This is a genomic window from Buttiauxella cochleicola, assembly GCF_021283185.1.
GTDB classification, from domain to species: Bacteria; Pseudomonadota; Gammaproteobacteria; order Enterobacterales; family Enterobacteriaceae; genus Buttiauxella; species Buttiauxella massiliensis.
Genome location: NZ_JAJSOS010000014.1, coordinates 1 through 13,004, shown reverse-complemented (window position 1 = coordinate 13,004; position 13,004 = coordinate 1). Strand labels below are relative to the sequence as shown.

Sequence of the window (13,004 nt, the reverse complement as noted above, 5' to 3'; positions counted from 1 at the left end):
AGGTTCCGGTGGATTTAACCACGTAATTATACGTTGGGTGATGGCTTACCAGCTGGCACCTTTAGCAGACACAACCTAAGAAGGTGTACAGCCGAGATGTTGAATACGCTGATTGTTGGTGCCAGCGGTTATGCAGGCGCAGAGCTTGTGAACTATTTGAATCGCCATCCTCATATGAACATAACCGCATTGACGGTTTCAGCGCAAAGTAATGACGCAGGAAAATTGATATCTGAATTGCATCCGCAATTAAAAGGTATTGTCGACATGCCGTTACAGGCGATGTCGGATATCAGCGAATTTACTGACGGTGTCGATGTTGTGTTCCTCGCAACTGCCCATGAAGTGAGCCACGATCTGGCGCCACAATTCCTGGCAAAAGGCTGTGTCGTTATCGACCTTTCTGGTGCATTCCGCGTTAACGATGCTGAGTTCTATCAGCGCTATTACGGTTTTACCCATCAACATCCGGAACTGCTGGAGCAGGCGGTGTATGGCCTTGCTGAATGGCAGAGCGACAAACTGAAAGAAACCAGTTTGATCTCAGTCCCTGGCTGCTATCCGACTGCGGCGCAACTGGCGTTAAAACCGCTGATTGATGCCGGGTTGCTGGATTTGACGCAGTGGCCAGTGATTAACGCAACCAGCGGGGTCAGTGGAGCAGGGCGTAAGGCCGCGATTTCCAACAGTTTCTGCGAAGTCAGCTTGCAACCGTATGGCATTTTTAATCATCGCCATCATCCAGAAATTTCGACGCATCTTGGTACTCCGGTGATTTTCACACCTCACCTGGGCAATTTCCCGCGTGGGATTCTGGAAACCATCACCTGCCGCCTGAACGCGGGTGTGACGCAGCAACAAATCGCCGATGTTTTTAATCAGGCGTACCAGAATAAACCGTTAGTGCGCCTGTATGACAAAGGCGTGCCGGCACTGAAAAATGTGGTTGGGTTACCATTCTGCGATATCGGTTTTGCAGTACAGGGTGAGCATCTGATTGTCGTCGCCACGGAAGACAATCTTCTGAAAGGCGCATCAGCTCAGGCTGTGCAATGCCTGAATATTCGTTTTGGCTTTGCCGAAACGCAGTCTCTTATTTAATTGATGCCGGGTGACATGATGAATCCATTAATTATCAAATTAGGCGGCGTACTGCTCGATAGCGAAGAAGCGCTGGAGCGCCTGTTTACGGCACTGGTGAACTATCGCGAATCCCACCAACGCCCGCTGGTGATTGTGCACGGTGGCGGTTGCCTGGTGGACGAGTTGATGAAAAAGCTCTCGTTGCCAGTGACAAAGAAAAACGGTCTGCGTGTGACGCCTGCTGACCAGATTGACATTATTACCGGTGCGCTGGCGGGTACGGCGAACAAAACGTTGTTGGCGTGGGCGAAAAAGCATGGCATCAATGGTGTGGGTCTTTGCCTCGGTGATGGCGACAGTGTGACGGTCACCAAACTGGATGAAGAACTGGGTCATGTGGGGCTTGCAAAACCGGGTTCGGCTAAGCTGATTACCACGCTTTTAGATTCTGGTTTTCTACCGATTGTCAGCTCTATTGGCGTCACTGCTGAAGGTGAGTTGATGAACGTGAATGCTGACCAGGCGGCGACCGCTTTGGCCGCAACGCTTGGTGCAGACCTGATTCTGCTATCAGACGTTAGCGGTATTCTGGATGGCAAAGGTCAACGTATTGCAGAAATGACGGCGGCGAAAGCAGAGCAACTTATCGCTCAGGGCATTATTACCGACGGCATGATAGTTAAAGTTAACGCGGCGCTGGATGCAGCACGCACGCTGGGTCGCCCGGTGGATATCGCATCCTGGCGCCATGCGGAACAGTTACCTTCTTTGTTCAACGGCGTCGCCATTGGCACCCGTATTCTGGCCTAGTTTAAAAATAAGTTTTTGAAGGATAAGACAATGCAAAATCACGGCATCAAAAAAATCGTTCTCGCATACTCTGGCGGCCTTGATACTTCAGCCATTATTCCATGGCTGAAGGAAAACTACGGCGGCTGTGAAGTGGTCGCATGTGTGGTGGATATCGGCCAGGACCGTGAAGACCTGAAAGGCGTTGAGCAAAAAGCACTGCGCTCCGGTGCAACAGAGTGCTACGTCGTCGATGCGCGTGAAGAGTTCATCAGTGATTACGTTTACCCGGTATTGCAGACCGGCGCACTGTACGAAGGCACCTATTTGCTGGGTACTTCTATGGCGCGTCCGCTTATCGCTAAAGCGCTGGTTGATGTGGCAAATAAAGTGGGCGCAGATGCGCTGTGCCACGGTGCGACCGGTAAAGGTAACGACCAGGTGCGTTTCGAATCAGCATGGGCGGCACTGGCACCACATCTGAAAGTGGTTGCGCCATGGCGTGAGTGGAACCTGCGTTCCCGTGAAGCACTGCTTGATTACCTGAAAGAGCGTGACATTCCAACTACCGCTTCTCTTGAGAAAATCTACAGCCGTGACGAAAACGCATGGCACATCTCAACAGAAGGCGGCGTGCTGGAAAGCCCGTGGAATGCACCGAACAAAGATTGCTGGGTCTGGACTGTTGATCCTAAAGAAGCGCCAGACCAGGCTGAAGAAGTTACCGTTACCGTTAAAAAAGGCAAAGTCGTTGCCGTAAACGGCGAAGCGATGACACCGTTCCAGTGCCTGGAAACGTTGAACAAGATTGGTTCTAAGCACGGCATCGGTCGTATTGATATCGTCGAAAACCGTCTGGTAGGGATTAAATCCCGTGGCTGCTACGAAACTCCAGGGGGCACCATTATGATGGCTGCACTGCGTGGCGTTGAGCAGCTGGTCCTGGATCGCGATAGCTTCAAATGGCGCGAGCAGTTGGGCCTGGAAATGTCTTACGTGGTTTACGACGGTCGCTGGTTCGCACCACTGCGTAAATCTCTGCAGGCGTCTGCGGAATCACTGGCAGAAGAAGTGAACGGTGAAGTGGTGCTGGAGCTGTATAAAGGCCATGTCACTGCGAAGCAGAAAAAATCTCCGAACAGCCTGTATAGCGAAGAGTTCGCAACGTTCGGCGAAGATGAAGTGTATGACCACAGCCACGCGGGCGGCTTTATCCGTCTGTTCTCGTTGTCGTCACGTATTCGTGCTTTAAACGAATTAAAGAAATAATCAGTAATTGATGGCGGGTGACGAACAACGTGCCCGCCCTATAAAGTAAAAGCAATAAAGATAATTTAATGGAGCATCAATATGGCACTTTGGGGTGGACGTTTTACTCAGGCAGCAGACCAACGTTTCAAATCGTTCAATGATTCATTGCGCTTTGATTACCGACTGGCTGAGCAAGATATTGTGGGTTCTGTCGCCTGGTCCAAAGCGCTGGTTACCGTTGGTGTTCTGACTGTTGCTGAGCAGCAGGAGCTTGAGCAGGCACTGAATTTCCTGTTGGAAGAAGTGCAGGCCAATCCGCAAGCGATCCTTGAGAGCGATGCGGAAGATATTCACAGTTGGGTGGAAGGCAAACTGATTGATAAAGTCGGTGCGCTGGGTAAAAAACTCCACACTGGCCGTAGCCGTAATGACCAGGTCGCCACTGACCTTAAACTGTGGTGCAAAATGCAAATCAGTGAATTATTGGGGGCGACTCGCCAACTGCAACAGGCGCTGGTTGAAACCGCTGAGAATAACCAGGATGCAGTCATGCCGGGTTATACGCACTTGCAACGTGCACAGCCGGTGACTTTTGCACACTGGTGCCTGGCTTACGTTGAAATGCTGGCGCGTGATGAAAGCCGTTTGCAGAGCACGCTGGAGCGCCTCGACGTTAGCCCGTTGGGCAGCGGCGCACTGGCTGGTACAGCCTATGAAATCGACCGTGAGCAACTTGCTGGCTGGTTAGGTTTTGCATCTGCGACGCGCAATAGCCTGGATAGCGTCTCTGACCGTGACCATGTGCTGGAACTGCTTTCTGACGCGTCCATCGGTATGGTTCACCTGTCCCGTTTCGCAGAAGACCTGATTTTCTTCAATACCGGGGAAGCTGGGTTTGTTGAGTTGTCTGACCGCGTGACCTCTGGCTCTTCCTTGATGCCACAGAAGAAAAACCCGGATGCGCTCGAGCTTATCCGTGGCAAATGTGGTCGTGTTCAAGGTGCGCTGACTGGCATGATGATGACCCTGAAAGGGCTGCCGCTGGCGTATAACAAAGATATGCAGGAAGACAAAGAAGGTCTGTTCGACGCGCTTGATACCTGGATGGATTGCTTGCATATGTCCGTTCTGGTGCTCGATGGTATTCAGGTTAAACGCCCGCGCTGCAAAGAAGCTGCCGAGCAGGGTTATGCCAACGCAACTGAACTGGCTGATTACCTGGTCGCTAAAGGCGTACCGTTCCGTGAAGCGCACCATATTGTGGGGGAAGCGGTCGTAGAAGCGATTCGCCAGGGCAAAGCGCTGGAAGCATTGCCGCTTGCTGATTTGCAGAAATTCAGTGCCACAATCGGTGATGATGTTTATCCCATTTTGTCATTGCAATCATGCCTGGATAAGCGCTCAGCCAAAGGCGGCGTTTCTCCTCAGCAGGTAGCATTGGCAATTAGCGATGCGAAGCAGCGCCTGGTGTAAACGTTTTGCAGGATAAAATGAGCCTGGCCTTGTGCCGGGCTTTTTTTGTATCTAACGGATAAAAAAAGAGCGGACATAATGTCCGCTAAATGATTCACGTTGGCTTCAGTACTTAGTTCGGAGAACAGGGGGTTTCCCTACAACACAACCGCGATCCATGGATGGTTTGTGCTGTTGATGGCTATTATTCAATATCAATGGTTGATAGGGATAATCGTTCGTTGCTATGATTTCTATCGCCATGGGCTATCATGGCGACGGAGGATAGAGAATGAATATTCGTGATCTAGAATACCTGGTGGCGCTGGCTGAGCATCGTCACTTTCGTCGGGCAGCGGATGCCTGCCATGTCAGTCAGCCAACGCTGAGCGGTCAGATTCGCAAACTTGAAGATGAACTTGGCGTGATGTTGCTTGAACGCACCAGCCGTAAAGTGTTGTTCACTCAGGCGGGTTTGTTGCTGGTGGACCAGGCTCGCACTGTGCTGCGAGAAGTTAAAGTCCTTAAAGAAATGGCGAGTCAGCAGGGCGAGGCAATGTCCGGGCCGCTGCACATCGGCTTAATCCCAACCGTTGGGCCTTATCTGCTGCCGCAGATTATCCCGATGCTGCATAAAACTTTCCCCAAACTAGAAATGTATCTGCACGAGGCGCAAACCCATCAGTTGTTAGCGCAGCTTGATAGCGGAAAACTCGACTGTGCGATTCTCGCTTTGGTGAAAGAGAGCGAAGCCTTTATTGAAGTGCCGCTGTTTGATGAGCCAATGATGCTGGCGATTTACCAGGACCACCCGTGGGCGGACCGTGATCGCGTGCCATTATCGGATCTTGCGGGTGAAAAGCTGCTGATGCTGGAAGACGGGCACTGTCTGCGCGATCAGGCGCTGGGTTTCTGCTTTGAAGCGGGCGCTGAAGAAGACACGCATTTCCGTGCAACCAGCCTTGAAACGCTGCGTAACATGGTGGCAGCCGGAAGTGGGATAACATTGTTACCTGCGCTGGCTGTGCCGAACGAGCGTTGCCGTGACGGCGTGGTTTACCTTCCATGTTATAAACCAGAGCCGCGTCGTACTATCGGCCTGGTTTATCGTCCGGGTTCTCCACTGCGTGGTCGCTATGAGCAACTCGCTGAGGCCATCCGTACACATATGGATGGCCATTTTGAGCCAGAGTTAAAACAAGCGGTTCAAGCCGTTTAAAGCCGCTACCCGATAGGCTTCCGCCATGGTCGGGTAGTTGAAGGTGGTGTTAACAAAGTACTCAATCGTGTTACCACCACCTTTCTGCTCCATAATCGCCTGGCCGATGTGAATAATTTCTGCCGCGCGTTCACCAAAGCAGTGAATCCCTAAAATCTCTTTCGTCTCACGATGGAAGAGAATTTTTAGCGTACCCACGTTCATACCGACAATTTGCGCGCGAGCGAGATGCTTGAACTGTGCGCGACCCACTTCGTACGGTACTTTCATCGACGTTAACTGCTGCTCGGTTTTCCCGACGGAACTGATTTCCGGAATGGTATAAATACCGGTCGGAATATCTTCAATCAGATGCGCCGTTGCTTCGCCTTTAACCAGAGCTTGGGCCGCGATTCTGCCCTGATCGTAAGCCGCCGATGCCAGGCTCGGGTAACCAATCACATCGCCAACGGCATAAATGTGCGGCTGTGCGGTCTGGTACATACTGTTGACCTTCAACAGACCACGGCCATCGGCTTCCAGCCCTACATTTTCCAGTGACAGCGAATCGGTATTCCCCGTGCGCCCGTTCGCATAAAGCAGGCAGTCAGCTTTCACTTTTTTGCCAGATTTTAGCGAGACAATGACGCCATCTTCCACGCCTTCGATGTTCTCAAACTCTTCGTTGTGGCGAATAACGACGCCGCTATTCCAGAAGTGGTAAGAGAGCGAGTCGGACATCTCCTGATCGAGAAACGCCAGCAGGCGATCGCGGGTATTAATCAAATCAACCTTGACGTTCATGCCACGGAAAATCGACGCATACTCGCAACCAATCACCCCTGCGCCATAAATAATGACGTGGCGTGGTTCGTGATGCAGGTTAAGAATGGAATCGCTGTCGTACACACGCGGATGGCTGAAATCGACTTCTGGCGGACGATAAGGGCGCGAGCCGCAAGCAATAATGAACTTCTCGGCGGTGATCATCTCCACCGAGCCATCGTGACATTCCAGCGAGATAGTATGTGCATCTACAAAGCGTGCATCGCCCTGCAACATCTCGCAGCGGTTACGCTCATAAAAGCTCTGGCGCATGCGAGTTTGTTGGTTAATGACGCTATCAGCGTGATTAAGAATATCGGCGAAGGAAGAACGGAGGAGATGTGTGTGGTCGCTATATAAAGGATTTTGGTTAAATTCGATAATGCGGCTGACTGCGTGGCGCAGCGCTTTTGAGGGGATGGTTCCCCAGTGAGTGCAACCGCCACCCACGTTATGGTAGCGCTCAACAACGGCTACCCTTGCTCCGAGTTTCACCAGCCCCATTGCGGCACCTTCGCCGCCAGGACCGGAACCAATTACTATTGCGTCATAATCGTAGGTGTGTGACATGGTAAGGCTTACCTGTTCTTATACATAAAAGCAACACAATGGTAACATCAACAGCGGGATAACCCAATTATCCTTGTGCTTTTTCCTGCGTTACACGAGGCCGCTCGCGTAAACAATCATTCACAATCCTGTATAAAACCAGTTAAGTTATTCTCTGGTATAGTGCGAGTTCTATTAAGAGATTCAGGCAATATGATGGGTGTAAGAGCGCAACAAAAAGAAAGAACCAGGCGTTCTCTGGTCGAAGCCGCGTTTAGCCAGTTAAGTGCTGAACGAAGTTTTGCCAGCCTGAGTTTGCGCGAGGTCGCCCGTGAGGCTGGTATAGCGCCAACATCGTTTTATCGCCACTTTCGTGATGTTGACGAACTGGGTTTAACGATGGTTGATGAAAGCGGCCTGATGCTGCGCCAGTTAATGCGCCAGGCTCGCCAGCGAATTGCCAAAGGCGGGAGCGTAATTCGTACTTCTGTCTCAACATTTATGGAATTTATCGGTAATAATCCCAACGCATTTCGTTTGTTGTTACGTGAGCGTTCTGGAACGTCTGCCGCATTTCGTGCCGCTGTCGCCCGTGAAATTCAGCACTTTATTGCGGAACTTGCTGACTATCTGGAACTCGAAAATCGCATGCCGCGTAGTTTTACTGAAGCGCAGGCAGAAGCGATGGTTACGATTGTCTTTAGTGCTGGTGCCGAAGCGCTGGACGTCGATGCCGATCAGCGTCGTCAGCTTGAAGAGCGCCTGGTACTTCAGTTACGCATGATTTCAAAAGGTGCGTACTACTGGTATCGCCGGGAGCAAGAAAAAGTGGCATTAGCTCAAATATCTGAAGAGTGAGTAAAGGAAGAGCAATGAAACAGTTACAAGAGAGAGGTACGCTCGGGTTGGCGTTTATTGCAGGCCTGGCAATTAACGGAACGTTTGCCGCGCTATTTAGCTCGGTTGTGCCGTTTTCCATTTTCCCGATGATCACGCTGGTGCTGACGGTGTACTGTTTGCATCAACGTTACCTGAACCGCACGATGCCAGTTGGCCTGCCAAGTATTGCTGCGGCGTGCTTTGTGCTGGGTGTCTTGTTATATAGCGCGGTTGTGCGTGCTGAGTATCCGGCGATTGGCTCTAACTTCTTGCCTGCGGTGCTTTCAGTCGCATTGTTGTTCTGGATTGGTTTCAAAGTTCGCGCCCGTAAAGCGCAGGTAACTGAATAGTATTCTTAGCCAGAAATAATAACGGACGCCGAGGCGTCCGTTTTGCTATTTGCGTGTCAGCCACACACCGCATTCCATATGATGCGTATACGGGAACTGGTCGAAGAGCGCCAGGCGCGAAACATTATGGGTTTCGCTTAATACTTCCAGATTCTCGCATAGGGTCTGCGGGTTGCAGGAAATATAGAGAATACGTGGGTATGCCTGCACCATCTTCACTGTGTCTGCATCCAGGCCGCTACGCGGTGGATCGACGAAAATGGTTTCGCACTGATAACTTTTAAGGTCGATACCTTCCAGACGCCTGAACTCGCGCACGCCATTCATCGCCTGAGTAAAATCTTCAGCCGCCATACGGATAATTTGCACGTTTTCAATTTCATTCGCCGCAATGTTGTACTGCGCAGCAGCAACAGATGGCTTGGCGATTTCAGTCGCCAGTACGCGGTTAAAGTTACGCGCCAGTGCCAGCGAGAAGTTACCGTTACCACAGTACAATTCCAGCAGATCGCCCCTTGAACCCTGAGTTGCATCCAGTGCCCATTCCAGCATATGAACATTCATCGCGGCATTCGGCTGAGTAAAACTGTTCTCAACCTGGCGATAAATCATCTCTTTACCGGCAACGGTTAAACGCTCATCGATGAAATCCTGATCTAACTCGATTTTGGTCTTTGTAGCACGGCCAATTAAATGAACGTTGAAACCCTGAGCACGCAGATTATCGCGCAATGCTTCAGCGTGTTGCTGCCACTCTTCACCCAACCTGCGATGATAAAGCAACGAAACCACAGCCTGATTGCTCATGGTAGTCAGATAATCAATCTGGAAAAGCTTAAAACGCAGAGCGGGAATATCGCGCACACCATCGAGCATTGCCGGCATTAGTGCGTTGATAAGCGCACTTGCTGCCGGGAAACTATTGACCCGAATACGTTGCTTGGTTTCCTGGTCAAACATGATGTGGTACAGGTCGTCTTCATCGTGCCAGATGCGGAATTCAGCGCGCATCCGGTAATGGCTGACTGGCGAACGGAACACCTCCGGCGCGGGAGCTGCAAAAGGGGCCATCATGCTTTGCAAGCGGGCGACTTTTTCGGCCAGTTGCGCGTCGTAAAGTTCTATCGGGAGATGTTCTGGAGTCATGAGTTGCTACCTGTTAGTAAAGTCAAACTACGCGGCGATTGTAGGGATTAGGCTCGTGATGTCCAGCGCTGTTGCATTTTGATGCTTATAGACAAGCTTATTAACAAAATCGTAGCATAGCGCTTCCGGCCTTTTTATAAGTTATACCCGAGAAACTTCGAGATGCAGGTAGGCGGCAAACGAGCAAATCCCGATGAGCTTACTGAAGTAAGTGATTCGGGTGAGTGGGTGTAGCCAACACCCCTGCATTTTGAAGAGCGACGGGTATAAAAGGGAACCCAGTGTAATTCTGGGGCTGACGCGCAGCGGTAAGGAAGAGCGGGATGAGTGCCAGGTGCAGACACTGCTTATAGAAGTGGGAAGTCATCATCCAGAAGTGAACGCCTCCAAGCCCGAAGACCTGCCGGTATACGTCGCAATCTGCATAACTATCGCGTGCTATCGGTTATGTCTGCGGCATCCTTGATTTAAAAGCGGATGCTTATATAAATGAAGTTAAAAAAACTTTCGCTGCTTACGGCGTTGTCCGTAACGGCTTTTTCTGGCTGGGCGCAAGACAGCAATTCCGAAGAAAACCTGGTGGTGACGGCAAATCGTTTTCAGCAACCGGTTAATACGGTGCTGGCTCCGACTGATGTTGTGACCAAAGCGGACATAGAAAGATGGCAGTCAAAAACGGTGCTGGATGTTATGCGTCGCTTGCCAGGCGTTGATATCGCACAAAACGGTGGTATGGGACAAAGCGCATCACTTTTTGTTCGCGGGACAGAGGCTCGACATGTTTTAGTTTTGGTTGATGGCATTCCTATTGCCCGTCCTGGAATTTCAAATAATTCCGATATAGACCAAATTCCGGTATCCCTGGTTCAGCGAATTGAATACATACGGGGGCCGCGTTCAGCTGTTTATGGTTCGGGTGCTATTGGCGGAGTCGTCAACATTATTACCCAGGATGGCGATGATCGTTCGCAGATTAATGCAGGCATCGGCTCGAATGGCTATCAGCAATATGATGGCACTTTACGCCAAAAGGTTGGCGATACTGTCTTCACGGCGGCTGGGGCGTATCAGACTACAAATGGTTTTAATGTTCAACCTGGCTCAAGTTATAGCGGTGATACCGATCGCGATGGGTACCGTAATAAACTGTTCTGGGGCGGTATTGAGCATAAATTCAATGATAATTTTGCCGGTTTCTTCCGGGGGTACGGTTATTCCAGCAATACAGATTATGACCAAGGTAATGGGGGTTACGATGGCGGTGGTGATGAGCATCAAAACTACACCCAGTCTTGGGATACCGGCCTGAATTTCAATTCTGGAATTTACTCGTCGCAATTACTGGCTAATTATCAGCGCATTAAAGATTACAACTACAGTAGCCTGGCTGGCCGTTATCAAGAAGGGACAACTCTTGATGATATGGAACAACGTTATATCCAGTGGGGTAATAATGTTGAAATCGGGCACGGCGCGATAAGCGCAGGAATCGACTGGAAACAAGAAAAGCTGACTTCTTATGGTGAAACCTATACTGGCGCACCTGCGAAAGATAGTTATACGCGTGATAACACAGGCCTTTACCTTACTGGCCAACAGCAGATAGAAAGCGTTACTTTGGAAGCCTCTGGTCGTGAAGACCATGATGAGCAATTTGGCTGGCATGGTACATGGCAAACTGCTGCTGGTTGGGAGTTCGTAGAAGGTTACCGTACGACGCTTTCTTACGGTACAGGATTCCTCGCACCATCTTTAGGGCAACAGTTTGGTGCGGACCGTTTTGGTATTGCTTCCAATCCAAATCTGAAACCAGAAGAGTCAAAACAATGGGAAGCCGGATTGGAAGGTTTAACCGGTCCATTGGATTGGCGCTTATCGGCATACCGCTACAAAATTCAGAACCTCATTGATTACGACAATCATAGCTACTACAACGTAAAATCCGCGACGATTAAAGGTATGGAATGGACTGGAAGCGTGACTACGGGTCCGGTGGATCATCGCTTGACGCTTCAGTACATTAATCCACGCGATGATGAAACCGATAAATTATTACTTCGTCGTGCAAAACAGCAGGTGAAGTATGAATTGAGTGGTCAAGTGTATCAGTTGGGTTGGGATGTCACTTACCAGTATATGGGTGAACGTTATGATTATGATTATGACTCCAGCAGCGATGTAAAAATGGGCGGGGTAAGTTTATGGGATCTCGCTGCCTCATATCCGGTCACCTCTCATCTCACCGTTCGTGGTAGAATCGCCAACCTGTTCGATAAAGATTACGAGACGGTTTATGGCTATCAAACCCCAGGACGGGAGTACTACCTCACTGGCAGCTATACCTTCTAATACACATCCCACCGTACTGGTTTTTGACTCCGGTGTCGGTGGGCTTTCTGTGTATGACGAAGTCCGGCAGCTTTTGCCTGACCTGCACTATATATATGCTTTCGATAACGTAGCATTTCCCTACGGCGAGAAAAGCGAAGCGTTCATTGTTGAGCGCGTAGTTGAAATTGTTACTGCGGTTCAGGAACGTTACCCGCTCGCACTCGCCATCATCGCCTGCAATACGGCGAGTACCGTTTCGCTTCCTGCGTTACGTGAAAAATTCGCTTTCCCTGTCGTAGGCGTTGTCCCTGCTATTAAACCTGCTGCGCGTCTGACGACTAATGGCGTTGTCGGGTTGCTGGCGACTCGCGGTACGGTTCGCCGTCCTTATACTCACGAGCTGGTTGCGCGCTTTGCGTCAGAATGCAAAATCGAAATGCTCGGTTCGGCAGAGCTGGTGGAGTTAGCAGAGGCCAAGTTGCACGGTCAGCCCGTGGATCTTGAGGAACTGCGGAAGATTCTTCGTCCATGGCTGCGAATGAAAGAGCCGCCGGATACCGTAGTATTAGGCTGCACTCATTTCCCTCTATTAGAAGAAGAGTTGCTGGAAGTTCTGCCGGAAGGAACTCGGTTGATAGATTCAGGCGCTGCAATTGCTCGCCGTACGGTATGGCTTTTAGAACATGAATCTCCGAATGCATTATCTGCAGATGAGAACATTGCGTTCTGTATGGGGCTCACGCCAGAGATTGCTCAATTAGCACCCGTTTTGCAGCGTTATGGCTTCCCAAGGCTTGAAAAACTAGCTGTTTGCAGCGAATTTGAATAAAAAAGAGACGGTTGAAATAAAAATTGAAAATAGGGGTTGTCAGCTTCCAGAAAATCCCTATACTGCGCCTCCACTGACACGGCACAACGGCTTACAAACCGGCCCGTCAGCCAGATGAAAAGCGAAAATAAACGCTTGACTCTGAAAGAGGAAAGCGTAATATACGCCACCTCGAGTTAGCAAGCGAAAGCGCGTAACTCACTGCTCTTTAACAATTTATCAGACAATCTGTGTGGGCACTCGCAGGATTGATATCTCAGATACCTTCGGGTATCAAAAAAATATCAAGTCTTGAAGAGTGACCAAGCAGTAATTCATTTAG

11 protein-coding genes and 1 riboswitch are annotated in these 13,004 nt (G+C 50.3%); of the genes, 9 read left to right on the top strand and 2 right to left on the bottom strand.

Annotation, left to right across the window (positions count from 1 at the left end):
• Positions 1-96 precede the first annotated feature (96 nt).
• The 5 genes from argC (at position 97) to oxyR (ending at position 5,794) form a co-directional block, all read left to right on the top strand.
• Positions 97-1,101 (top strand): N-acetyl-gamma-glutamyl-phosphate reductase, encoded by a 1,005-nt coding sequence (argC, locus tag LVQ76_RS19050; protein ID WP_232866031.1) that lies wholly within the window; start codon positions 97-99, stop codon positions 1,099-1,101.
• 15 nt (positions 1,102-1,116) lie between these two features.
• Complete coding sequence (gene argB, locus LVQ76_RS19045; protein WP_120066756.1) at positions 1,117-1,893, top strand: acetylglutamate kinase; 777 nt, start codon at positions 1,117-1,119, stop codon at positions 1,891-1,893.
• 30 nt (positions 1,894-1,923) lie between these two features.
• Positions 1,924-3,141 carry an argininosuccinate synthase gene (locus LVQ76_RS19040; RefSeq protein WP_154154199.1) on the top strand — a complete coding sequence of 406 codons (1,218 nt, stop codon included), beginning with the start codon at positions 1,924-1,926 and terminating at the stop codon, positions 3,139-3,141.
• Positions 3,142-3,222: 81 nt separating this feature from the next.
• On the top strand, positions 3,223-4,596 hold the full coding sequence (gene argH / locus LVQ76_RS19035; protein ID WP_232922271.1) for an argininosuccinate lyase: 1,374 nt from the start codon (positions 3,223-3,225) through the stop codon (positions 4,594-4,596).
• A 271-nt stretch (positions 4,597-4,867) separates the two neighbouring features.
• On the top strand, positions 4,868-5,794 hold the full coding sequence (gene oxyR / locus LVQ76_RS19030) for a DNA-binding transcriptional regulator OxyR (RefSeq protein WP_151995346.1): 927 nt from the start codon (positions 4,868-4,870) through the stop codon (positions 5,792-5,794).
• Here the strand turns inward: oxyR and sthA are convergent.
• Entirely contained in the window at positions 5,768-7,168 is a 1,401-nt protein-coding gene (gene sthA, locus LVQ76_RS19025; protein WP_034461384.1) for a Si-specific NAD(P)(+) transhydrogenase, read from the bottom strand. The genes oxyR and sthA overlap by 27 nt on opposite strands.
• A 192-nt stretch (positions 7,169-7,360) precedes the next feature.
• On the opposite strand from sthA, the gene fabR reads away from it, so the two are divergent.
• Together fabR and LVQ76_RS19015 are read left to right on the top strand one after the other, a co-directional pair.
• Complete coding sequence (gene fabR / locus LVQ76_RS19020; RefSeq protein WP_115631628.1) at positions 7,361-8,005, top strand: HTH-type transcriptional repressor FabR; 645 nt, start codon at positions 7,361-7,363, stop codon at positions 8,003-8,005.
• Positions 8,006-8,019: 14 nt separating this feature from the next.
• The gene (locus LVQ76_RS19015) at positions 8,020-8,376 is read left to right on the top strand and encodes a YijD family membrane protein (protein ID WP_151995344.1); all 357 of its coding nucleotides are present in this window, start codon (positions 8,020-8,022) and stop codon (positions 8,374-8,376) included.
• Positions 8,377-8,421: 45 nt separating this feature from the next.
• Here LVQ76_RS19015 and trmA read toward each other — a convergent pair whose 3' ends face one another.
• Entirely contained in the window at positions 8,422-9,522 is a 1,101-nt protein-coding gene (gene trmA / locus LVQ76_RS19010) for a tRNA (uridine(54)-C5)-methyltransferase TrmA (protein WP_232922270.1), read from the bottom strand.
• 201 nt (positions 9,523-9,723) lie between these two features.
• Positions 9,724-9,944, top strand: a riboswitch (cobalamin riboswitch).
• A 67-nt stretch (positions 9,945-10,011) separates the two neighbouring features.
• On the opposite strand from trmA, the gene btuB reads away from it, so the two are divergent.
• Both btuB and murI read left to right on the top strand, forming a co-directional pair.
• On the top strand, positions 10,012-11,871 hold the full coding sequence (gene btuB, locus LVQ76_RS19005; protein WP_232922269.1) for a TonB-dependent vitamin B12 receptor BtuB: 1,860 nt from the start codon (positions 10,012-10,014) through the stop codon (positions 11,869-11,871).
• On the top strand, positions 11,816-12,682 hold the full coding sequence (gene murI, locus LVQ76_RS19000) for a glutamate racemase (RefSeq protein WP_232922268.1): 867 nt from the start codon (positions 11,816-11,818) through the stop codon (positions 12,680-12,682). Before btuB ends, murI begins: the two co-directional genes overlap by 56 nt.
• Positions 12,683-13,004 lie beyond the last annotated feature (322 nt).

What these genes read in the sequence shown, in the direction of transcription:
- argC (WP_232866031.1), top strand. Translation starts at nt 97, where the DNA reads ATGTTGAATACGCTGATTGTTGGTGCCAGCGGTTATGCAGGCGCAGAG.
- fabR (WP_115631628.1), top strand. Translation starts at nt 7,361, where the DNA reads ATGATGGGTGTAAGAGCGCAACAAAAAGAAAGAACCAGGCGTTCTCTG.
- sthA (WP_034461384.1), bottom strand. Translation starts at nt 7,168, where the DNA reads ATGTCACACACCTACGATTATGACGCAATAGTAATTGGTTCCGGTCCT.
- oxyR (WP_151995346.1), top strand. Translation starts at nt 4,868, where the DNA reads ATGAATATTCGTGATCTAGAATACCTGGTGGCGCTGGCTGAGCATCGT.
- LVQ76_RS19040 (WP_154154199.1), top strand. Translation starts at nt 1,924, where the DNA reads ATGCAAAATCACGGCATCAAAAAAATCGTTCTCGCATACTCTGGCGGC.
- btuB (WP_232922269.1), top strand. Translation starts at nt 10,012, where the DNA reads ATGAAGTTAAAAAAACTTTCGCTGCTTACGGCGTTGTCCGTAACGGCT.
- murI (WP_232922268.1), top strand. Translation starts at nt 11,816, where the DNA reads ATGGCTATCAAACCCCAGGACGGGAGTACTACCTCACTGGCAGCTATA.
- LVQ76_RS19015 (WP_151995344.1), top strand. Translation starts at nt 8,020, where the DNA reads ATGAAACAGTTACAAGAGAGAGGTACGCTCGGGTTGGCGTTTATTGCA.
- trmA (WP_232922270.1), bottom strand. Translation starts at nt 9,522, where the DNA reads ATGACTCCAGAACATCTCCCGATAGAACTTTACGACGCGCAACTGGCC.
- argB (WP_120066756.1), top strand. Translation starts at nt 1,117, where the DNA reads ATGATGAATCCATTAATTATCAAATTAGGCGGCGTACTGCTCGATAGC.
- argH (WP_232922271.1), top strand. Translation starts at nt 3,223, where the DNA reads ATGGCACTTTGGGGTGGACGTTTTACTCAGGCAGCAGACCAACGTTTC.